Consider the following 22,567-nt stretch of genomic DNA (forward strand, 5'->3'; position numbering starts at 1 on the left):
AAGTGGCTTTCTACCTTAATATAGTTTTAAATGTTAATTAATACTAATTAATCTCTTGCCATCTATAATATTTTTTATGTGCTAACTCTAACATTGCATAATCATTAGGTGTATCACCATAGGCATAAATTGTAGAATATTGGCTTAAATCATATTTATTTTTTATTCTATTTACTTTTTCTAAATAACCACAATCACCATCAATAAAATGACCCGTTAAAATACCATTATGTATTTCAAGTTGATTGCATATAACATCTAAACCTAAAGAATGGCACCAACTTTCTAAATAAACGCCTAATGATGCAGATACAACAACAATCTGATCACCTTGCTCTTTATGCCAAAGAATACGCTCCAAGGCATTTTCACGAACACAGGTAGGAATTACCTTTTTAGCAAACTCTTGTCCCATATATTTTAGAGAGTTCGCATCATAGCCAACATATCCTACTTGGCAGAGCTTAGTTCGAATGGTTCTATCGGTTACCCAACCAAGCTTATAGCCAGCTATATACGGCGCAAGTCGAATACCACCGACGAGTTGTGTTTTTCTGTCTAAAGAAAATTTAAGAAATAAGCTGAATGTGTCGTTGTGAGTGATGGTGCCATCAAAATCAAATAAAGCTAGATTCATTTATGATTATCTCTAATATAATTAAAAAGTTATAAATTTAGATTTTTTTAAAATTACTAAAAAACAAGCACAAAAAAACCGCTATAAAAGCGGTTAATTCTTCAAGTTGGTGCGCTCAGAGAGATTCGAACTCCCGACCCCTTAGTTCGTAGCCAAGTGCTCTATCCAGCTGAGCTATGAGCGCGTAACTTATGTGCCTTTCAGCGATTCGTTCTATTTACTTGGTGCGCTCAGAGAGATTCGAACTCCCGACCCCTTAGTTCGTAGCCAAGTGCTCTATCCAGCTGAGCTATGAGCGCATTAAGTAATGGCGGTGAGAGAGGGATTCGAACCCTCGATACCAGTAATAGGTATGCTTCCTTAGCAGGGAAGTGATTTCAGCCACTCATCCACCTCACCGGAACGAGCCGCCATAATACAAACTAAAACCACATTGATCAAGTCATCATACTGAAATTTTCTTGTTTTTTAGTTCAATGAATTATTTTTTAAGCGATTTACTCATTATTTTCGTCTTTTTCGATCAAACGCTTGTTAAGATAGATATTATTTCTTCATCAAAATACTGTAGTGCATAACACATTATTGCAAACCTAAACGTGCAGTTCGGGTCTGCATGGCTTATGCTAAACTTATCTGCCAAGCGTGAAACCAAACGACATGACAAAAAACTGGGCTGACCCTGAAGCGAAAGCTGAAGCTGAACGTTATGACAATCCTATTCCAAGCCGTACTCTCATTTTAGATACATTGGAGCAGGTTCAAACACCACAATCTCATGCAGAGCTTGTCGATCATTTTAATATTCATGACCAAAAAAGTATCGAAGCGTTAAGTCATCGTTTAAGTGCTATGGTTCGTGATGGTCAAATCATGAAAGACGGTTTTAAATTTCAGTTGGTGGCAGATCAACCAACATACGAAGCAACTGTCTATATTAATAGTAAAGGTTTAGGTACAGCACATATTGATGGTCAAACTGACCTTTTACTTCCTGAACGTGAATTACGTTTAGTTTTTAATGGCGACAGAGTTAGAGTGCGCCAGACTTCGGTAGACCGTAAAGGTAAACCTTGGGGTTTTATTACAGAGGTTATTCAACATCGCGTCAAACAATTGATCGGTAAATTGTCAGTTCATGAGGGCGAATATTTTATTCAACCCAACAATCCTAATCAGCACCAGCCTATTCCTTTGGAAAAAGAACTTGTAAAACATGCTGAAGCGAATGTTGGCGATATGCTACGTGTTGCAATTGATACTTATCCGACCCGCGAAGAGTTTTCAACGGCGCATATTATTCAGTCTATGGCGGACAAAGCTGATACAGAAATTATTATTCCACAAACCATTCTTGAATTTGGTTTGCCATATGAGTTTCCAGATCAGGTATTAAAAGAAGCAGAAAGTTTTAAAGAGCCATCTGCTCAAGACCGTGAAGGCCGCATTGATTTAAGAGATTTAGCGTTAGTTACGATTGATGGTGAAGACGCTCGAGATTTTGACGATGCAGTTTATGCAGAAAAACGTCCGGGTGGTGGTTACCGCGTTGTAGTCGCAATTGCCGACGTAAGTCATTATGTACGATTAAACTCAGCCCTCAATGAAGAAGCTGAGGAACGAGGCACTTCGGTATACTTCCCTCACTTTGTATTACCAATGCTACCAGAAGCTTTGTCAAACGGTTTGTGTTCTTTGAACCCTCACGTAGACCGTCTATGTATGGTTTGCGATCTTAAACTCTCTCGTACAGGCCGTGTAACTGGTTTCGAGTTTTATCCATCAGTGATGCACTCAAAAGCACGTTTAACCTATACACAGGTAGCGCAATATTTTGAAGGTGCAACAGATGCTATTCCAAAAGATCGTGATGTTCATAAATCTTTAAATACGCTTTTCCAGCTTTATCAAATTTTGAAAAACTTGCGTGCTGACCGTCATGCAATGGAATTTGAAACCATTGAAACGTACATGACTTTTGATGAGCTAGGCGGGATTAAAGAAATTTTGCCACGTACACGTAATGAAGCACATAAGCTCATTGAAGAATGTATGTTGCTTGCTAACGTTGCTGCGGCTGAATATGCATTAGAAAATGATGTTCCAATGTTATATCGCGTGCATGAAGCTCCTGAGTTTTCACGTATTCAGAAAGTAAAAGACTTTGTGAAATTGCTGGGTCTACCCTTCCCTGACCAGCCAACTCAAGCAGACTACCAACGAGTTATTGAAGCAACTAAAGACCGTATTGATGCGCCAAGCATTCATGCTGTTTTATTACGCTCAATGATGCAAGCTTATTATGGCGCAAAAAATGCAGGACACTATGGTTTAGCGTATGAAGCTTATACTCATTTCACTTCGCCAATCCGTCGTTACCCAGATTTATTGTTACACCGTGCCATTAAAGCACACTTGAAACAAAAACCTTCTCCTCTCTCTGGTGCCGCACTAGATGATGCTGGTGAACATTTTTCTAAAACTGAACGCCGTGCAGATGAAGCTTCTCGTAGCGTAACGACTTGGTTGAAATGTCACTACATGCAACAGCATTTGGGTGAAGAGTTTATTGGTATCGTAAGCGCAGTGACCGAATTTGGTTTATTCGTGACACTTAAAGACTTATATGTTGATGGCATGATTCACATTAGCCAACTCGGTGATGACTTCTTTATTTATGACCAAGCGAGTCAAACTCTTGTAGGTCAAAATAGAGGTCAAGTTTTTGGTTTAGGTGATGAAGTTAAAATTCAGGTTGCTGGTGTAAATCTTGAAGAACGTAAAATTGACTTCCAACTTCTTCAACAAGTCACACATGCAGGACGAGTAGTTCGTAGCCGAGCTCCACGCACAACCAAAACATCTTCACAGGCAACTGAAGAAGTTTTCAGCAAACCAACAAGTAGTGATGGCGAAAGACCTGTTCACAAAAAGAAAGAAAAAGCCAAGGCGAGTTCTTACACTAAAAAACCTGGTAAAAAAACCGCTGCAAAAGCCGAGACTAAACCAGAAAAAGTAAAGAAAAAGTCTAAGCCTAAAAAGAAAAAGGCGAATGCAAAATCAAAGGCTGAATAATTAAACAATAGAAGTTGCCAACTCAGAAATAAGCCTCCAATGTGAGGCTTATTTCTTTTTAAAAAGGTTATTTTGCAAATTAAACTTGATTTCCGACCTGACAGGACCTACATCTAATACCATGTTTAAAAAATAATGTGGCTAACAGCAATGACTTTCCAACAAGCGACCTTACCAACTCCGCGTTTTGATCAAATTGAATTAGAAAATTTAAAACAAGACATCCAGCAAGCGATTCAAGCAGGCCAAGAATTTTTAAATACACTTACCGCTGTACCTACCGATACAGCTCAACAACTTGTTGTACTTGAACAAGTCGATACACTTGAAAACAACCTCAGTGAATCATGGGGCGTTTTATCACATTTAAATGCCGTAATGAGCAATGCGGAAACTAGAGAAGTCTATCAATCATTATTACCAGCATTGAGCGAATATTACACTCAGCTTGGACAACACACGGCGCTCTATCAAACTTATCAGCATATCCATGATGGTCAGGGCTATACGTCTCTTAGTCCAGCCCAACAAAGTGCTATTCGCCTTGCCTTACGTGATTTTAAACTTTCAGGTGTGGCTTTAGAGGGTGAAGAGAAAAAACGCTATGCAGAGATTTCTGCACGTTTGTCACAAATTTCTTCTGATTTTTCGAATCATGTACTTGATGCAACACAAGCTTATTTTAAACCCCTTACAGAAGCTGAGTTAAAAGGTCTTCCAGAAAGTAATGTTGAGTTGTTGAAACAGTACGGTGAACAACGTGAACTCGATCAAGCTGTAGCGACTCTGGACTTCCCAGCTTATTTTGCAATCATGACCTATGCAGATGATCGAGCATTACGTGAAGAGCTTTACAGAGCGTATGTGACTCGTGCTTCTGATCAATCTGAGCAAGCTGAATTTGATAACAGCAAAATTATGGAAGAAATTTTGAGTCTTCGTCAAGAAATGGCGAAGCTACTCGGTTTCAATAACTATGCTGAATATTCTCTTGCAAGCAAGATGGCGCCAGATGTAAAAACAGTACATGAGTTTTTGGTTGATCTAGCCGAACATGCACGTGCCCCTGCTCTCCAAGAAGTTGCTGAACTTCGAGATATTGCCAAACAAGATGGTGTCGATGAACTTCAACCTTGGGATACCACTTATTATTCTGAAAAGCTTAAACAACAACAGTTCAACTTATCTCAAGAAGCGTTAAAACCTTACTTCCCTGCACCTAAAGTCATTCAAGGCTTATTCCAGATCGTGCAGCGTCTATATGGCATTAGCATCATCGAAAGACAAGCACCAGTCTGGCATTCAGATGCTCGTTATTTTGAGTTAGAAGACCAAGACCAAGTAATTGGTGGATTCTTCTTTGACATCTATGCACGTACGGGCAAACGTGGTGGTGCATGGATGAACGGTTTCCGCTCACGCATGCAGACTCTTCACGGTCTACAAAAACCAATTTGCTACATGGTATGTAACTTTACACCTCCAGTAGGTGATCAACCTGCTTTACTAACTCATGATGAAGTCATCACCTTATTCCATGAGTTTGGACATGGTTTACATCACATGCTGACCGAAGTAGATAACATTTCGGTTGCAGGTACTCATGGTGTTGCTTGGGATGCGGTAGAACTTCCAAGTCAGTTCATGGAATTCTGGTCTTGGGATAAAGAAAGTCTGGATGTATTAAGTGAGCATATTGAGAGTAAACAAACCTTACCGCAAGAATTGCTCGATGCTTTATTGAATGCTCGCTTCTTCCAATCTGGCATGCAGACTTTACGTCAACTTGAATTTGCCTTGTTTGATTTAACAATTCACACCAAAACACCTGCACTGAACAGTGAGAAAATTCAGCAGACTTTAAATGAAATACGTAGCCAATATGCTGTCGTTCCTACTGTCGGATACAACCGTTTCCAACATAGCTTCAGCCATATTTTTGCTGGTGGTTATGCGGCTGGTTATTACTCTTACAAATGGGCAGAAGTGTTAGCTAGCGATGCATTTGACCGTTTTGAACATGAAGGCATTTTCAATACTCAAACGGGTAAAGAATTCCGTCAGGCAATTTTAGCTGTAGGTGGAAAAGACACTGCTCTTGAAGCATTTGTTAATTTCCGTGGCCGTGAACCTAAAATTGATGCATTGTTACGTCATCAAGGTTGGACGAATGACAGCAAAACCGCTTAAACTATGGGCCTAAATTGATCGTGTGGTTAGGGTGATAAAGATGAAAAAACGTTTCATTGCTGGGGCTAAATGTCCAAAATGTGAAGCAACAGATCGGATTGTCATGCTAACCACCGCTGAAGACGAATGGATTGAATGTATCGAATGCGGTTATAGCGAAAATCGTCCGACTCATATTGATGAGCCTGAAGCACCTGCTGTACCTGATGAAGTTGGAGTAATACAGTTCAAGCCTCGTCGTCCTGACTAAAGGTCTTAGAGATGTCACTACAAAGAAAACAAAACTCAAAACTATTGTGGATTTTAATTGGGGGCTTAAGCATTCTCGTAGTGCTTTTTTTCGCTGCACAATGGTTTTTCAAAAAAACCGAGTCAGCCGCACCAATGGTTGATCCTCATCCTGTTTCGACACCTGCGCCTGTTAAAACCACTGATCCATCATCAGCTTCTGAACCGACAGCAGAGGCTGCAAGTTCACCACAACTTGTGACTGAAGATGTGCTTAACCAGCCTGTACCTGCTCAAGAGTCTTTAGCAAAAGAAGAAGTGTCTAAACTCGATGACATCCACCGTCAGTTGCAAAATCAAGAAAGTTTATTAAAAGCCCAACATGCAGATGCAGATCAATTAACAAAGCTCAAAGAAGAACAAGTTAAATTGCTTGAAGCTCAACTCAAGCATCAATAGTTTTTCAATGGGAACTTAAAAAGCTAAAGTTATTCATCTTTAGCTTTTTATTTTAATTAAAATAATTCTAGTCATCTTTTTTCCAAAATTTACTGAACTCTACTACTAAAAAAGCCCTCCATTTAGGAGGGCTTTTTTGTATAACAGATGCTTTAATTTAAGTTATTTATACCAATCGAATAACTTGAACACATACGGTACATAAGTAACCAATACCAATGATGAGAACAAGACAATAATTGGTAGTAACCAGCGCTCATAACGGAAGTAGAAGCTTGTATATTTCTCTTTCGCTTCAGCATCCGCTGCATTAACTTCATCATCTCCGACGGACAACCGCGTGAGTAGATGGTTCAAGGCTACTGGCGGCGTTACATAACCAAACTCGAATGCAACCAACACAATCATCCAGAAGTGAATTGGATGAATACCATTTTCGTATGCCACAGGCGCAATGGTTGCAGCAACTAAAATTACAGCACCAAATGGATCTGTACACATACCAATAATGGCAAGCAATAGTGCAATACATGCCAGTGATATATAGATACTGCCTAAATGAGTTGGCAATAATTCAACCACTTCGGAACGTTCAATTAAACCACCTACACTTGCAGACAATGCCATCAAGATAATTAGTGCACCAATATGGCCGACTGTTTCTGAGGTTGCAAAACGAAGTGCTCCACCAAAACCAAGACGGAATTGAGAACTATGCGGATCATGTGACTGCAAGAATGGTGATTTTTGTTCATGTTCACGAACAATTGCTTCATGAATATTGATTGCAGGAGCTTCTTTTGGCGCCACCATTTTGTCATACAAGATCATTGCAATCAGGACTAATGGCAAAATTACTGGTGCAGTAAATTCATTCATTCCTGTGTCTAGCGCATATTTATAGATCGCAAGAACAACAACAGTAATCAAAATGTATGGAATTACAGGTATAAATGCACGCATCATGCCTGGAATCGCTACTTTTGGTGAATTCACACGGAATTTTTCTTCAGCCAAGAGTAATGAAACACCCAAGAAAATAAATGCTGTTAACCAAAATACATATACGCCATGACCGAACAGCTCATCGGACGTTACATGACGGCTATCAAGCATTGCAATTAAAACGACCAATAGACATGGACGTACTACGACACCTAAAGAACCTGACATTGCAGATACAGCCAACGCATATTGACGGCGAGCACCCGCATTCCAAACTTCTTTATAAATAATTGCACCTGCTGCAATAACGAAAATACCTGACGCGCCTGTATAAGCCGTTGGTACCGCAGCTGCAATTAGAATTAACCATGTTAAGGTTTCTGGTGCCAAATTCCATGGACGAAGCACATTAAGGAACAAGTCCATAACGCGTGTTTGAGTTAAAAGCATACCTGCCCAAATAAACAAGGCAAGGTTTAAGAAAATACCTGAGAACTCAACCAATAAACCAAGGTAAATCCCTTGCCCCATTGGATAATCCATAAAGAATGTAAATACTATGCCCGTAATCAAACCCATATAAGCATATAAAGGCACACATAGTAGTGCTAAGCCAATATTTCCGCCTTCACGTTTTGCTGGCGGTGAAACAAAGAGTTGATAAAGACTAATTAAAGTCAGAACAACAAACAGAATCATCCATATCCAGTAAATAGTTACTGTTTCATAGGTAGGTGTTACCCCAGAATTGATAACTGAACGATACTGGCTAATGACAGAGAAACTGAGTAGAGCATTAGCAACCACCATAAAGATGGAATAGACTTTGTAATCTATTTTTGTTGCTGGATTACGTAAGCCAATATGGTGAAATTTTAACGATGCTGTAATCGCCGAAATTAGAACCATAAAAATCAGTAAAATTGCGCGATTTTCTGTACCAAATTTAAAAATACCAAAGAAACCTGTCTCGATGGCACGGTAAGTACGCACTCCAGGGTTAGCTTCAATATATTTAATTGTCTTGTCATATGCCTGATATTTCTCGTCACATTGTTGCTGCGCAGCGAGTAGTGATGCACGGACATCACTTTCCGATGCTGCACCAAAGAAACTCGAAAAATCATCAGATGCATTGGCTTTCATTTGTTCTTTTACTTGAGCATCGATATTTGGATGTCGATCACAAGTTGGCTTTTCAGGTTCAGCACGCAAAAATGAATATTGCATGCCTATCGCAGGATCACCATAAAGACGTTCCCCGATACGTAATAATTGCCCGTGGATCATTTCCCCGGTACCAATGATTAGAGTCATTAATAGTAGAGTGAGGATGACGAATGTTGAGATCCATTCGTTCCATATATAACCCAGCAGACCTAATCCAGATCTTTTTTCTTGATGTCCTTGCATAAATATTCCAATTTTGTTCTCTCAAAAACCTGAAAACAGGAGCTTGAGTCATGCAATTTTCTTGGTCAGGGGTTAATTCCATCCCCCTTCTACCAATCCCTTTATTCAACGATCAAATTTGCATCAAACTTTATTAATAAAGAATGACTAAAATCACTTTTTTAACAGTTTGTATTGTCAATATTTCTTTTTTAATCTTTGAGCAAGCCAATAGCAGCCCCCAAAGATTGCGCCACCAATTGCTCCATATAAGTGAGCTTCAGTTAAAACTGGGCTTCCTATTAACTGGGCTGTTCCTGTTTGCCCAAAGGTATTTTCCCATATCAGTTTTGCAATAATTAATCCTAAAACCAGAAAAGCAAAATTCCGTTCTTTACGATATTGCAAGTAAACTAAAGCAACTGCCGTATAGAGCCCATGTAACACACCAGACAGCCCTGCATACGCTTCGATATAAGGTAAATAAAAATAGAACACCAGACTAATGAACGGTGGCAAAAGAAAAAGTAGACTTAAAAGATGCCACGCTTTGGTATGCGGGAAGATGAACGGTAAACAGGCGAATGCCATCATATTTAAAAGGAAATGAATCCACCCAACGTGTACCCAATGTGCAGTCCATAGACGCCAGAATTCACCGAGTAAACTCTCTCGCCAATAAATAAAAGTATCAGGAAATACTTGTAGACAAGCAGACACAGAAATGCACACTGCGACCAAAAGCACTTTATGATTCAGTACATGATCCTTCATGGCACACTCCTTGAAATTAAACTTCTTGCTTCCATTGTAAAACTGAACAACAGGCTCGCAAGAAGTTAACCTTTCAAATATTTTTATTGCGCTGCTTGTGGAGCAGATGAGTCTGCTGGAGCTTCAGATGCGGCCCCTCCATCAAATAATTCATCTAACTCTGCTGCACCTTCATTCTTATCATCCCAAAAATGAGACATACCATCATCTCCAGTACGCACACCGGTATGCTCAGTCCAATAACGGTCAGAAATACCGCGTACAATCAGACCAGCCATACTATCGATTAACTTAAAGTTCGGATTGACAGGCTTATCATCAGCTTGAGATGCCGCATATGATCTTAATGCATCACGGATTTTTGCATCATCACCACTTGCTTGGGCAGCGACCGCATACAAAGCATGAGACAAGCGAACACCTTTTTGTTCACCAATTTGCACTGATTGTTTTAACGTTTGATATGGGTCAGGTTTCCCTTCATCTGCCCCTGGTAATAAAGTCCAGATCACAGCACGTGTTGCATTAGGTGCGCCCCAGAATTTTTCATTATCTAGACAGACCATGCCACGCTCTACAATAGCAGCAATATCTTTTGGAACATTGACTGCACCACCAGAGTTAATGTCATTGGTTACAGCCTGAAGGCCACTAATCATTCCAAGTAAATAAACAGTTTGATCAGTATCACTACGCATAGTTGGGCAAGAATCACCTAAATGATATTTATATTTAGATTCCCAACGGTCAGCGAACAACTTATAGCCCGTATATTGACGCTCAGCAGCAATTGCTGCCCAACGTTTCTGTGCAATACGCGCATCTTGAGCTTCGGTTACTTGACCTGCTTTTGATGCACGTAAATAACGTAATTCCTGTTCTAACGCCTGGTTCTCTGCACATACACCTGATGCGGCATACATTAATACAGCAACACGCGTTGGATCTGCACCCATACCTTTAGTAGACATGATTGCAGGCGTTAATGCACTACCCGTATTACAAACCATTTCAGCATCTTGCATTGCTAGAATAGGCGGAACGACGTGCTTTTCCGTAAAACCTAAAGCAACATTTGCTCCGGTTTTCACGACGTATGAACAACCTGATAAAACTGAAGCTGCAAGCAAACTTACCGCCAAACCTTGGCTTATTTTTTGGACTTTAGACATCTTCCTGTCCTCTATGTAATTTGTTTTTTCCTTTTCAGATGTACATTAGCAGATGCATATCTTGAATAAAAGAGTAATTACTCTAATTGTAGCGCTTATACTTTGACATACTTCACAGTAGATAAAATTGACAGTTTTTTCAGAAAACAGAAATTTTAGGCAAAAAAAAGTAGCATTGCGACGGTTCAGCACATGCTACTTATTAACTGAGATAAGCTTTTAACGGCTTATATTATTTTTGTTCTAGATAATCCTTAAGTAAAGTTCCTGCTCTTCCTACTACCACAGCCATAAGCACTGCAATTAACAGAAACATCCACATTGAAATCTCCATGAGAGACCTCCTTACTACAATCGCACCCAGTTATAAACTGGACACTTGATGAAATTAATCGACTAACCAATTTAATAATTGACTGATCGACGACCTTGCATCCTCTGTCTCTTAACTTTGTTAAAATTAACTTTGCTAAGATGTTCCCTGAGTAAAGTTCCTGCTCTTCCGATCACCACTGCCAAAATGATGGCAATGACCAAGAACGACCATGTTGGCATCTCCATTTTGAGACCTCCGACACACTTTACGTTGGTGTTTGTACTTTAACCGATGGAATAAAGACTCATCGTTGAAATTGTCAGACAATCATCTTTCTCTGTCTTTTTTCTAACTTTTAACTAGACAATCTAAAATTCAAGAAAAAATATATTAATTAAGTTTTTGTTTTTAATAAATTTTATATAAATATACAAATGTAGAATTGTCTAACAATTAATAAACTTTCTGTAATACTTTTAATTTTTTCCAATGCTGCAAAGGAAGTTGATCAAACCAAATAATGGCTACTTTCATAGGGGCCCCCTCAAAATAAATAACCATAAATAACTGATAATTAATTATTTTAGTGATTTCTACACGGGAAATCATCTTTTGCGAAGAGTATGCAACTGACCACGATTTTTGGTCTAAATATGCAATTTGAGAAATTCGTGATTTTTTCAAAAAAAATAGAAAACTAATAGACAAAAGAATGAGAGCAATCAACCACCAAATTGGTGATAACAATTGATAAAGTAGGATTGCTAAACTCAAGCCAATAAAAAGCTGAAATATTATCGAGAAACGACTATATTTCAGCTCAAAATTCAATTCTTTTATCAAAACAGTTTAGCCATGTACATACTGTTTTAATTTATAAATAAATTCACGTAATTCTGTGCGTGGAGGTTCAGAAACTTCCATGAACCAATCTAATAAATCCGGATCTTCTTGTTCAACTAATTCTGCAAATAAAGCCTTCTCTGCCGGATCTGCTTTTAGATAATAGTTTTTTACATAAGGGTCAAAATAGACGTCAATTTCTTTTAAGCCGCGGCGTGCTCGATAAATTACTTTACGTTCTTCCAAGGTCATTTCGTCAGACATTTATTTCCCCACCTACATTGATAGTGCGCTTAGTTTACCTGATCACATTCCAAAGATCGCTAAAAATATCAAATTGACCAAATTTATCATCTTGTGCTCATAATTGAGCATTCATCACATTGTTACGCAAGGAATGCTTACGTATGTTTAGACTCATAACATCACGCCTAAACCAAGGAAGAAATACAAATGCAATCTGGCGCTATTCGTCCCATTCCAAATATGTTACCAAGACAACTATTTAATGAAGAGCATGAGGCTTTTCGCGAAACAGTGCGTAAATTCTATGAAAAAGAAGTTGTTCCGAATATTGAAAAATATGAAAAACAGCAACATGTTGATCGTGACCTTTGGAATAAGGCCGGAGACTTAGGTTTACTGTGTACCACAATGCCTGAGCAATATGGTGGTTCTGGAGTAGACCGCTTGTACAGCATGATCTTAATTGAAGAACAAGCTTATGCGATGGACTCTAGTACTGGCTTTTCTTTGCATTCAGATATTGTTGCCAATTACGTGAACAACTTTGGTAATGAAGAACAAAAACAAAAGTGGTTACCGAAAATGGCCACAGGAGAAGTGGTCACAGCTATTGCGATGACTGAGCCTGGCACTGGTTCTGATCTACAAGCAGTAAGAACTACAGCCGTACTTGATGGTGACGATTATGTAATTAATGGTTCAAAGATTTTCATTACTAATGGCTATTTATGTGACATGGTCGTAGTGGTTTGTAAAACTGGCAATAACGACAAAGGTTCAGCAAACTTATCGCTCATTATTGTTGAAGCAGACCGCGCAGGCTTTAGCAAAGGTAAGCCTCTTAATAAAATTGGAATGAAGGGCCAAGATACCTGCGAATTATTTTTCGATAACGTTCGTGTCCCTAAAGAAAATCTTTTAGGTATGGAAGGCATGGGCTTTATTATGCTCATGAAAGAGTTAGCTTGGGAACGAATGCTAGTGGCTATTATTTGTCAGGCAGGAGCTGAAGCGGCATTTGCACATACGGTTCAATACACGAAAGACCGTAAAGCATTTGGTAAACATATTGGTGCATTTCAAAATACACGCTTTAAACTTGCTGAACTGAGAACAGAAATAGATTTCTGCCGTACTTATTTAGATCGTTGTATGGAATTACAACTTGAAGAAAAATTAAGTGTAGAAGCTGCGGCAGCTGCTAAATATAAAATTTCAGATATGTTCTCAAAAATTGTAGATGAGTGCCTTCAATTACATGGGGGCTATGGTTACATGCTTGAATATCCAATTGCACGTGCCTACATAGATCATCGAGCAAATCGAATTTATGCAGGTACCAATGAAATTATGAAAGAATTAATTTCTAGAACACTTTAATAGCTTCATTATAAAAGGGGCATTACGCCCCTTTTATTTATCTAATATTTATTAAGATACTAGTTTTGGTTTACGCTCATTAGTTTCTGAACGTTTATGAAAATGTAGAACACCATCTTCAAATTTTGAATTTTTTAGCGATTTTTTGTCTTCTAAATAGTTATTAGTGACTTGCCATGGAGCATGCTTACCCTGTTTTGGAAGTTCATGTGCCGCACGGCTAATATAACCTGAAGACAATTTACCCATTACAGTATCTTCTTCCATTTCAGTTTTATCACCAGATGGGATCACTTCATCATAGTGATTTTTATCCATATAATTTAACAAGCGACAGATATATTCTGCAGCGATATCAACTTTAAGGGTCCAAGATGCATTTACATAACCAATAATCATAGCCATGTTTGGTACATCACTTAACATCACACCGTTATAAAGCATATGCTCAGATGAATTAACTGCTTTCCCATCAATAGTAGCTTGAACGCCGCCCATAATCTGAACTTGTAAACCAGTTGCAGAAATCACGATATCCGCATCAAGATGTTTACCAGATTTAAGTAAAATACCTTTTTCGGTAAATTTCTCAACTTGATCTGTTTCTACACTAGCTTTACCTTCACGCAAAATCTTAAATAAATCACCATCAGGTACCACACATAAACGTTGATCCCAAGGATTATATGAAGGAGTAAAATGCTTCATATCAACTTTACCCTTTAACTGCATTTCAATTGCTTTTAAGAGTAAACGACGCACAGTCTTTGGATGTTTCTGTGATAATGCATAAATAGCGCGCTGCATACCAATATTACGTGCACGGGTAAATTTATAAGCTGCCTCTTCAGACATAAATTTACGCGTTTTTTCATAGATGAAGTCGATAGACGGTACACTAGCAATATATGTTGGTGAGCGCTGCAACATAGTTACATGCCCCGCTCCACCTTTCGCCATCGCTGGTACTAAAGTAATGGCAGTTGCGCCACTACCAATAATAACGACTTTTTTACCTGTGTAATCTAAATTCTCAGGCCAATGCTGTGGGTGAATGAGTTGCCCTTTAAATGCTTCTTGATTTGGGAAAGAAGGCGCATATCCCTGATCATAGTTATAATAACCAGTACACCCTACAACAAAGTTAGCAATCCAAGTTTGTTGTTTTTTCTTCCCATCTTCAATTACAACCTGCCATTTCTTTGATTCAGAATCATAATTAGCAGAAAGTACACGATGACCAAAGTGAATTTTTTCTTTTAATTTATATTCATCAATTACTTCGCCCAAATATCCTTTAATAGAAGCACCATCAGCTAATACATTCGCTTTACACCATGGTTTAAAATTAAAACCAAATGTGGACATATCTGAGTCTGAACGAATGCCTGGATAACGGAAAAGATCCCATGTTCCACCAAAAGATTCACGACGCTCTAAAATTTCAAATTGGCGTTGTGGAGAATTTTTTGATAGATGAGCAGCGATTCCTATTCCTGAAATACCTGCGCCAATGATTAAAATATCAACTTGCTTTTCCATTTTATTTTTATACCCATTGTTGAGAATATAAGTTTATTAAAGCACAATTTTGACAATACACAATGTCAAGTTTGACCGTTTATCCGTTTTTTTATGTCAGTTGAGGACATTTTTATAATTTATTTAATTAGCAGAAATAAAAAAGACCGGTATAAAACCGGTCTTTTTTGAATAAAATCAATTATTCAGCTGAAGTTTTCACTTCACGATCTACAAGCTCAACGTAAGCCATCGGCGCTGCATCACCAGCACGGAAGCCCGCTTTAAGAACACGTAGATAACCGCCGTTACGTTCTTTGTAACGAGGGCCGAGTACGGTAAATAATTTACCTACAGTTGCAGCATTACGAGTACGAGCAAATGCTAAACGACGATTTGCTACAGTATCGTTTTTTGCTAGAGTGATTAAAGGCTCAGCAACACGACGTAATTCTTTAGCTTTAGGCACAGTTGTTTTAATCAACTCGTGTTCAAATAAAGAATTAGCCAAGTTTTGGAACATCGCTTTACGATGGCTGCTTGTACGGCCTAATTTCACACCACTATTACGATGACGCATGGTGATAGTCCTACTTAATTAACGGCTACGATAGGCAAAACGGTCGTCCATACGAAGACTAGCTGGTGGCCAGTTTTCAAGACGCATACCGAGTTGTAAGCCTTTCGATGCCAAAACATCTTTGATCTCTGTTAACGATTTTTTACCAAGGTTAGGAGTTTTTAACAACTCAACTTCAGTACGTTGAACAAGATCACCAATGTAGTAAATATTTTCTGCTTTCAAACAGTTAGCAGAACGAACAGTAAGCTCTAGATCATCTACTGGGCGAAGCAAGATTGGGTCAACTTCTTCACGAGGCTCTTGAGCAACTGGAGTTTGGTCTTTCTGAAGATCAACAAAAATTGCAATTTGTTGTTGCAAGATTGTTGCCGCTTTGCGGATTGCTTCTTCAGGATCAACCGTTCCATTTGTCTCGAGATCGATTACCAGTTTATCTAAATCGGTACGTTGTTCTACACGCGCATTTTCAACGGTGTAAGAAACACGCTTAATCGGGCTATAAGAAGCATCTAATTGCAAACGACCAACAGGACGTGTTTCACCTTCAGGGAAACGAGAATCAGATGTTTCATAACCACGACCTTGAGCAACCTTCAAGCGCATTTTTAATGAGCCTGAAGCACTCAAAGTACCTATTAGATGTTCTGGATTAACCACTTCAACATTATGAGGTAAACGAAGATCAGCAGCAGTAATTTCGCCAGGACCTTGTTTCTCTAATGTTAAATATGCTTCATTTTGATCGAACAGCTTAATAGACAATCCTTTTAGGTTCAGCAAGAGCTCGACGATGTCCTGCTGCAAGCCTTCTAAAGTACTGTACTCGTGCTCGACACCTTCTATCTCAACTTCAACCACAGCAGCGCCAGGTAAAGAAGACAATAGAATGCGACGTAAAGCATTACCTAGAGTATGGCCAAAACCACGCTCTAAAGGTTCTAGAATCACTTTTGCCGAGGTCCCGCTAACCGCTTCGACCTTGATCGCTTGCGGAGTTAGAAACTCGTTTGCAGTACGCGTCATTATTGCTACCTCAAGGATTATTTAGAATACAATTCTACAATCAAGCTTTCATTGATTTCAGCAGGTAAATCAGCACGATCTGGTGCAGCTTTAAACGTACCTTCAAGCTTAGAATGATCAACATCGATCCAAGCTGGAATACCACGTTGTGCAGCTAACTCAATCGCGTTTTTAATACGCAATTGTTGTTTAGCACCTTCGTGAACCGCAATTACATCACCAGCTTTAACTTGAATAGATGCGATGTTTACACGACGACCATTCAAAGTAATGCTACGGTGACTTACTAACTGACGAGCTTCTGCACGTGTAGAACCAAAACCCATGCGATAAACAACGTTATCAAGACGGCTTTCAAGCAATTTCAACAAGTTCTCACCTGTTGCGCCTTTAACACGAGCTGCTTCTTTATAGTAGTTACTAAATTGACGTTCTAACACACCGTAAATACGACGGACTTTTTGTTTTTCACGTAATTGTAGTGAATACTCAGATTGCTTACCACCGCGTGCCTGACCATGTTGACCAGGTGCTTTGTTAGCTTTTTTAGTTTTGACGTCAAAAGGTTTAACGCCAGATTTAAGTTGCAGGTCTGTCCCTTCGCGGCGAGAGAGTTTGCATTTTGGACCAATATAACGAGCCATGAATGTTTCTCCTTACACGCGACGTTTTTTAGGTGGACGGCAACCGTTGTGAGGAATTGGCGTCACATCGGTAATGCTGTTAATTTTATAACCCACTGCGCCTAATGCACGAACCGCAGACTCACGACCTGGACCAGGACCTTTTACAAGGACATCCAGATTTTTCAAACCGTAATCTAAAGCTGCTTTACCAGCAACTTCAGCAGCTACCTGAGCAGCAAACGGAGTTGATTTACGTGAACCACGGAAGCCTTGTCCACCAGAGGTAGCCCAAGCCAATGCATTACCTTGACGATCAGTAATCGTAACAATGGTGTTATTAAAAGAAGCGTGAATGTGTGCAACACCTTCAGAGACGGTACGGGTGACCTTCTTGCGTGTGCGAGTATCTTTAGCCATCTTTTAGCTTCCAGAAATCTTACTTTTTAATCGGTTTGCGCGGACCTTTACGGGTACGTGCGTTAGTTTTGGTGCGTTGACCACGGACAGGCAAGCTGCGACGATGGCGAAGGCCGCGATAGCAACCCAAATCCATTAAACGTTTAATGTTCATGGAAATTTCGCGACGTAAGTCACCTTCGGTAGGAACCTTAGCAACTTCTGCACGAATCGCATCAAGCTGAGCATCGTCCAACTCACGGATCTTAGTAGTTTCAGTAATACCAACTGCTGTTAAGATATTCTTAGCAGTATGGCGACCGACACCAAAGATGTAAGTGAGGGAGATAACAGCATGCTTGTTATCCGGAATGTTTACACCGGCAATACGAGCCATTCACTTTCTCCAAAAAGGCAGTAGAGATAATCAACCGCCCCACAAAATCTTGAGGGGCGGATATTAACCCAATTCGCCTACTGAAATCAACAGGTCTTGATTAGATTAACCTTGACGCTGCTTATGACGAGGTTCTGCGCTACAAATTACGCGAATAACCCCATTACGACGGATAACTTTACAGCTACCACAAATTTTCTTTACAGAAGCTTGTACTTTCATGATGAAACCTCTAAGTGCGCTTATCCCTTAGGATGAGCAGTCGTTTTTCTCATTAATGTTTGATTATCATATTGATGAGATGTTAAGTGCGCTTGTAGCTGAGCCATAAAGTCCATAACAACGACAACTACGATTAGTAATGATGTACCACCCAAAGAGAATGGGATTCCAAAAGAACTCTGTAGAATCATTGGCATTAAACAAATGACCGTAATATAAATCGCACCAATAAACGTCAAACGATTAAGAATATGATCTAAGTAACGAGCAGTTTGCTCACCTGGGCGAATACCAGGCACATAAGCTCCGCTGCGTTTTAGATTTTCTGATACTTCCTTAGGGCTAAATACTAAAGCCGTATAAAAGTAACAGAAAAAGATAATTAACGCACCAAAGAGCACCAAATACAAAGGCTGTCCAGGCGACAATACTAGAGCTAAATCTTGTAAGCTACGCTTAATTAATCCAGCATTTGCATCTGCACTTCCTACCCATTGACCAAGACTCGCTGGGAACAATAGTAAAGAACTTGCAAAAATCGCAGGAATCACACCAGCCATATTAATTTTCAATGGCAAATGTGTCTGCTGTGCTGTAAATATACGACGACCTTGCTGCTTTTGTGCATAGTTTACTGGAATGCGACGTTGTGCTTTTTCAATAAACACGATCGCAGCCAACACACCTACAGACAAAAGACCAAAGATCACAAGACCAATTAAGCTTGTCTGACCATTATCTACTGATGAAACTGATTGCATAATTAATTTAGGCAAACCAGAAACAATACCAGCAAAAATAATCATTGAGATACCGTTACCAATACCTCTTTCAGTGATTTGTTCACCTAGCCACATTAAGAACATAGTTCCAGCGACAAGTGATGTAACTGCTGGTATATAAAACTCAAGACCAACTGACAGAGTAATACCCTGACCAATCAAACCTGCGCACATACCAACTGCCTGAACCACTGCAAGCAATAATGTACCCTGACGCGTATATTGATTAATTTTACGCTTACCTTGCTCACCTTCCTTTTTCAAGGCTTCTAGTGAAGGAATTACCGTAGACATTAACTGCACAATAATTGATGCAGAAATGTAAGGCATAATTCCTAAAGCAAGAATAGACATTCGCTCTAAAGCACCGCCAGAAAACATATTGAATAGCCCAAGAATAGTTCCTTGGTTCGCATGAAATAAATTTTCTAACGCAGCATTATTAATGCCTGGTACTGGAATATGCGCTCCTAGTCGAAAGACCAGCAATGCACCGATTAGAAAACTCATCCGGCGAATAATTTCACGATATTTCACGTGAAATGGCTGACCTTTCATCATGTTGACATGACCTGAAGAACTAGGAGACATAGACACTCGAGATTACTCCTCGACTTTGCCGCCAGCTGCTTCAATCGCAGCTTTAGCGCCTTTAGTCAATGCAACACCTTGAACAGTGAATACACGAGTGATTTCACCAGAAAGTACGATACGAGCACGAATTTGGTCACGACGAACAACATTCGCAGCTTTCAAAGTCTCTAGGCTAACGATGTCGCCTTCAACTTTGTTTAACTCAGATAAACGTACTTCAGCAGTTTTTAAAGCGATTTGGCTAGTGAAACCGAATTTAGGTAAACGACGATAAATCGCAGTTTGACCGCCTTCAAAGCCTGGACGAACGCCACCACTTTTACGTGATTTCTGACCTTTGACACCACGGCCACCGGTCTTACCAACGCCAGAACCGATACCACGGCCTAAACGACGGTTTTCACGTTTTGCACCTTCTGCAGGCGCAAGCTCATTTAAACGCAGAGTCATGGCTTATTCCTCTACACTAACCATATAGTAGACTTTGTTGACCATACCACGGTTAGAAGGCGTATCTTGCACTTCTACAGTATGACCAATACGACGCAGACCTAAACCTTGTAAGCAAAGCTTGTGATTTTTCAAGCGATGTGAAGAAGATTTAGTCTGGGTAACTTTAATCGTTTTCATGATTGATTACCCTTGAATTTCTGCTACTGATTTACCACGTTTCGCAGCGACTTTCTCAGGAGAAGTCATATCACGCAAACCTTTGAAAGTTGCGTTTACTACGTTTGCAGCATTAGTAGAACCATAACATTTAGCAAGTACGTTATGCACGCCTGCAGCTTCTAGAACAGCACGCATTGCGCCACCAGCGATTACGCCAGTACCTTCAGAAGCAGGTTGCATGTATACACGGCTTGCACCATGACGAGCATTCACAGGGTGTTGTAAAGTAGTACCAGCAAGGTCTACAGTAATCATGTTGCGACGTGCAGCTTCAAGTGCTTTAGAAATAGCAGCTGGAACTTCACGTGCTTTACCACGACCAAAACCAACACGACCATTACCATCACCCACAACAGTTAATGCTGTGAAAGAGAAGATACGACCGCCCTTAACAACTTTGGCTACACGATCAACGGCAACCAGCTTTTCAACAAGACCTTCGTTTTGTTCAACTTTAGCCATGATTAGAACTCCAAGCCGTTTTCACGAGCAGCATCAGCCAAGGCTTTGATACGACCATGATATTTAAAACCAGAACGGTCAAATGCAACTTTAGTTACACCAGCTGCTTTCGCGCGCTCTGCGATTAAAGCACCTACTTTAGTAGCAGCATCTACATTACCTGTAGTACCGCTACGTAAAGATGCATCCAAAGTTGAAGCTTGTGCTAAAACTTTGCCACCATCTGCTGAAATAACTTGAGCATAGATGTGACGCGGAGTGCGGTTTACACACAAACGAGTCGCACCCAATGCACGGATGTGCAAGCGTGTGCTTTTCGCACGACGCAAACGGGTTTGTTTCTTTTCGTTCATAAGAACCTCGCGCCTTATTTCTTCTTAGCTTCTTTACGAAGAATGACTTCATCCGAATAACGAACACCTTTACCTTTATATGGTTCAGGAGAACGATACGCACGGATTTCTGCCGCTACTTGACCTAACAACTGCTTGTTTGCTGATTTCAAAATGATTTCAGTTGCAGTTGGAGTTTCCGCTGTTACACTTTCAGGTAAAGCGTAGTCAATTGGGTGTGAAAAACCAAGGTTAAGGTTTACAACAGTACCCTTAACCGCAGCTTTATAACCAACACCAACTAGCTGTAACTTACGTTCAAAGCCTTCGCTAACCCCTTTTACAAGGTTATTCAATACAGCGCGAGCAGTACCAGCTTGCATCCAAGCATCTTTCGATTCTTTAACTGGAGCAAGTTGAAGTTTACCTTCTTCCTGTTTTAGCTCGACCAGCGCATGCAGGTTGAAAGACAACGTACCTTTGCTGCCTTTCACTTCGACCTGCCGGCCGTTCTGAGTAACTGTTACACCATTCGGTACAGTTACTGGGGCTTTAGCCACACGAGACATGAGGAATCACCTATTAAGAAACAAAAGCAATAACTTCACCACCAACGCCTGCAGCACGTGCAGCGCGATCAGTCATGATGCCTTTGCTTGTAGAAACAATTGCAATACCTAAACCTTGCTTAACGCTTGGAAGTTTATCTTTACCGCGGTATTGGCGAAGACCTGGACGGCTTACGCGCTTAACCACTTCGATAACTGGTTTGCCTTCGAAATATTTTAAAGTAATTGTCAAAGTAGATTTTGTCTCTTCTTGAGCAACTTCTACATTTGAAATATAACCTTCTTGTTGAAGAACGTTTGCAATTGCAACTTTCAACTTAGAAGAAGGCATAGAAACAGTTTGTTTCTTAGCCATTTGTGCGTTACGAACACGTGTTAGCATGTCGGCAACGGTATCTTGCATACTCATTTAGTCGCTCCTTACCAGCTTGCCTTAACAACGCCTGGTACATCACCCTGCATTACTGTTTCACGTAGTTTGTTACGGCTTAAACCGAACTTACGGAAGTAACCATGAGGACGACCAGTTAAACCACAACGGTTACGAAGACGCACCGGAGATGCATTACGTGGCAATGCCTGTAACTTTAACGTCGCTTCGAAACGCTCTTCTTCACTTGCGTTTACGTTTGCAATAGTAGCTTTTAATTCAGCACGTTTTGCAGCGTATTTCGCAACTGTTTTTTCGCGTTTCAATTCGCGATTAATCATACCTTTCTTAGCCATATCGA

The 22,567-nt window shown here is 39.9% G+C and carries 26 protein-coding genes and 3 tRNA genes; 5 read left to right on the forward strand and 24 right to left on the reverse strand.

Annotated elements, in window-relative coordinates; genetic code table 11:
• Positions 1-43: 43 nt before the first annotated feature.
• The 4 genes from FY048_RS07680 to FY048_RS07695 form a co-directional block, all read right to left on the reverse strand.
• A complete protein-coding gene (locus FY048_RS07680; RefSeq protein ID WP_446090750.1) occupies positions 44-637 on the reverse strand; it encodes an HAD-IB family hydrolase in 594 nt (197 codons plus the stop codon).
• A 107-nt stretch (positions 638-744) separates the two neighbouring features.
• Positions 745-821: transfer RNA gene (locus FY048_RS07685), tRNA-Arg, on the reverse strand.
• Positions 822-859: 38 nt separating this feature from the next.
• A tRNA-Arg gene (locus FY048_RS07690) sits at positions 860-936 on the reverse strand.
• A 9-nt stretch (positions 937-945) separates the two neighbouring features.
• Positions 946-1,036 (reverse strand) — tRNA-Ser (locus FY048_RS07695).
• Between the two features lie 261 nt (positions 1,037-1,297).
• Between FY048_RS07695 and rnr the strand changes: the two genes are divergently transcribed.
• The 4 genes from rnr to FY048_RS07715 all read left to right on the forward strand — a co-directional run bounded on the left by rnr (position 1,298) and on the right by FY048_RS07715 (position 6,589).
• Positions 1,298-3,712, forward strand: coding sequence for a ribonuclease R (rnr, locus tag FY048_RS07700; protein ID WP_446090751.1), 2,415 nt, complete (start codon positions 1,298-1,300; stop codon positions 3,710-3,712).
• 135 nt (positions 3,713-3,847) lie between these two features.
• On the forward strand, positions 3,848-5,902 hold the full coding sequence (locus FY048_RS07705; RefSeq protein WP_446090752.1) for a M3 family metallopeptidase: 2,055 nt from the start codon (positions 3,848-3,850) through the stop codon (positions 5,900-5,902).
• 40 nt (positions 5,903-5,942) lie between these two features.
• On the forward strand, positions 5,943-6,152 hold the full coding sequence (locus FY048_RS07710; protein WP_004639498.1) for a YheV family putative zinc ribbon protein: 210 nt from the start codon (positions 5,943-5,945) through the stop codon (positions 6,150-6,152).
• A gap of 11 nt (positions 6,153-6,163) precedes the next feature.
• A complete protein-coding gene (locus tag FY048_RS07715; protein ID WP_446090753.1) occupies positions 6,164-6,589 on the forward strand; it encodes a hypothetical protein in 426 nt (141 codons plus the stop codon).
• 162 nt (positions 6,590-6,751) lie between these two features.
• On the opposite strand, the gene FY048_RS07720 is transcribed toward FY048_RS07715, so the two are convergent.
• The 5 genes from FY048_RS07720 to FY048_RS07740 form a co-directional block, all read right to left on the reverse strand.
• Positions 6,752-8,947 carry a TRAP transporter large permease subunit gene (locus tag FY048_RS07720; protein ID WP_446090754.1) on the reverse strand — a complete coding sequence of 732 codons (2,196 nt, stop codon included), beginning with the start codon at positions 8,945-8,947 and terminating at the stop codon, positions 6,752-6,754.
• Positions 8,948-9,124: 177 nt separating this feature from the next.
• The gene (gene rrtA, locus FY048_RS07725) at positions 9,125-9,700 is read right to left on the reverse strand and encodes a rhombosortase (RefSeq protein ID WP_446090755.1); all 576 of its coding nucleotides are present in this window, start codon (positions 9,698-9,700) and stop codon (positions 9,125-9,127) included.
• Positions 9,701-9,783: 83 nt separating this feature from the next.
• Positions 9,784-10,872 (reverse strand): hypothetical protein, encoded by a 1,089-nt coding sequence (locus FY048_RS07730; RefSeq protein ID WP_281836253.1) that lies wholly within the window; start codon positions 10,870-10,872, stop codon positions 9,784-9,786.
• A 769-nt stretch (positions 10,873-11,641) separates the two neighbouring features.
• On the reverse strand, positions 11,642-12,031 hold the full coding sequence (locus FY048_RS07735; protein ID WP_262473532.1) for a hypothetical protein: 390 nt from the start codon (positions 12,029-12,031) through the stop codon (positions 11,642-11,644).
• A gap of 6 nt (positions 12,032-12,037) precedes the next feature.
• Positions 12,038-12,295 (reverse strand): FAD assembly factor SdhE, encoded by a 258-nt coding sequence (locus FY048_RS07740; RefSeq protein WP_016142980.1) that lies wholly within the window; start codon positions 12,293-12,295, stop codon positions 12,038-12,040.
• 189 nt (positions 12,296-12,484) lie between these two features.
• Here FY048_RS07740 and FY048_RS07745 point away from each other — a divergent pair, with 189 nt between their 5' ends.
• The gene (locus FY048_RS07745; protein WP_133971649.1) at positions 12,485-13,657 is read left to right on the forward strand and encodes an acyl-CoA dehydrogenase family protein; all 1,173 of its coding nucleotides are present in this window, start codon (positions 12,485-12,487) and stop codon (positions 13,655-13,657) included.
• Between the two features lie 51 nt (positions 13,658-13,708).
• On the opposite strand, the gene FY048_RS07750 is transcribed toward FY048_RS07745, so the two are convergent.
• The 15 genes from FY048_RS07750 to rpsN all read right to left on the reverse strand — a co-directional run bounded on the left by FY048_RS07750 (position 13,709) and on the right by rpsN (position 22,562).
• Entirely contained in the window at positions 13,709-15,199 is a 1,491-nt protein-coding gene (locus tag FY048_RS07750) for a flavin-containing monooxygenase (protein ID WP_446090756.1), read from the reverse strand.
• Between the two features lie 181 nt (positions 15,200-15,380).
• Positions 15,381-15,758, reverse strand: a complete 378-nt coding sequence (rplQ, locus tag FY048_RS07755) for a 50S ribosomal protein L17 (RefSeq protein ID WP_042895180.1) — start codon at positions 15,756-15,758, stop codon at positions 15,381-15,383.
• An 18-nt stretch (positions 15,759-15,776) separates the two neighbouring features.
• Positions 15,777-16,784 carry a DNA-directed RNA polymerase subunit alpha gene (locus tag FY048_RS07760; RefSeq protein WP_003653641.1) on the reverse strand — a complete coding sequence of 336 codons (1,008 nt, stop codon included), beginning with the start codon at positions 16,782-16,784 and terminating at the stop codon, positions 15,777-15,779.
• Positions 16,785-16,801: 17 nt separating this feature from the next.
• Complete coding sequence (gene rpsD, locus FY048_RS07765) at positions 16,802-17,428, reverse strand: 30S ribosomal protein S4 (RefSeq protein ID WP_005301294.1); 627 nt, start codon at positions 17,426-17,428, stop codon at positions 16,802-16,804.
• A 12-nt stretch (positions 17,429-17,440) separates the two neighbouring features.
• A complete protein-coding gene (rpsK, locus tag FY048_RS07770; protein WP_001040166.1) occupies positions 17,441-17,827 on the reverse strand; it encodes a 30S ribosomal protein S11 in 387 nt (128 codons plus the stop codon).
• Positions 17,828-17,846: 19 nt separating this feature from the next.
• On the reverse strand, positions 17,847-18,203 hold the full coding sequence (gene rpsM, locus FY048_RS07775) for a 30S ribosomal protein S13 (protein ID WP_003653646.1): 357 nt from the start codon (positions 18,201-18,203) through the stop codon (positions 17,847-17,849).
• A 105-nt stretch (positions 18,204-18,308) separates the two neighbouring features.
• Positions 18,309-18,425: a 50S ribosomal protein L36 gene (gene rpmJ / locus FY048_RS07780; protein WP_000867907.1), complete on the reverse strand. Its 117-nt coding sequence runs from the start codon at positions 18,423-18,425 to the stop codon at positions 18,309-18,311.
• A gap of 20 nt (positions 18,426-18,445) precedes the next feature.
• Positions 18,446-19,765 carry a preprotein translocase subunit SecY gene (gene secY / locus FY048_RS07785; protein ID WP_171056864.1) on the reverse strand — a complete coding sequence of 440 codons (1,320 nt, stop codon included), beginning with the start codon at positions 19,763-19,765 and terminating at the stop codon, positions 18,446-18,448.
• 45 nt (positions 19,766-19,810) lie between these two features.
• Positions 19,811-20,251: a 50S ribosomal protein L15 gene (gene rplO, locus FY048_RS07790; RefSeq protein WP_016140110.1), complete on the reverse strand. Its 441-nt coding sequence runs from the start codon at positions 20,249-20,251 to the stop codon at positions 19,811-19,813.
• A 3-nt stretch (positions 20,252-20,254) separates the two neighbouring features.
• Entirely contained in the window at positions 20,255-20,431 is a 177-nt protein-coding gene (gene rpmD, locus FY048_RS07795; protein WP_003653652.1) for a 50S ribosomal protein L30, read from the reverse strand.
• Positions 20,432-20,437: 6 nt separating this feature from the next.
• Positions 20,438-20,935, reverse strand: a complete 498-nt coding sequence (gene rpsE, locus FY048_RS07800) for a 30S ribosomal protein S5 (RefSeq protein WP_003653653.1) — start codon at positions 20,933-20,935, stop codon at positions 20,438-20,440.
• 2 nt (positions 20,936-20,937) lie between these two features.
• Entirely contained in the window at positions 20,938-21,288 is a 351-nt protein-coding gene (gene rplR, locus FY048_RS07805) for a 50S ribosomal protein L18 (RefSeq protein ID WP_003653654.1), read from the reverse strand.
• Positions 21,289-21,302: 14 nt separating this feature from the next.
• Positions 21,303-21,836 carry a 50S ribosomal protein L6 gene (rplF, locus tag FY048_RS07810; protein ID WP_003653655.1) on the reverse strand — a complete coding sequence of 178 codons (534 nt, stop codon included), beginning with the start codon at positions 21,834-21,836 and terminating at the stop codon, positions 21,303-21,305.
• Positions 21,837-21,849: 13 nt separating this feature from the next.
• Positions 21,850-22,245, reverse strand: a complete 396-nt coding sequence (gene rpsH, locus FY048_RS07815) for a 30S ribosomal protein S8 (protein ID WP_005038490.1) — start codon at positions 22,243-22,245, stop codon at positions 21,850-21,852.
• An 11-nt stretch (positions 22,246-22,256) separates the two neighbouring features.
• Positions 22,257-22,562 (reverse strand): 30S ribosomal protein S14, encoded by a 306-nt coding sequence (rpsN, locus tag FY048_RS07820; protein ID WP_016140109.1) that lies wholly within the window; start codon positions 22,560-22,562, stop codon positions 22,257-22,259.
• Positions 22,563-22,567: the final 5 nt, after the last annotated feature.

It is taken from the genome of Acinetobacter sp. 1124_18A (genome assembly GCF_052824995.1).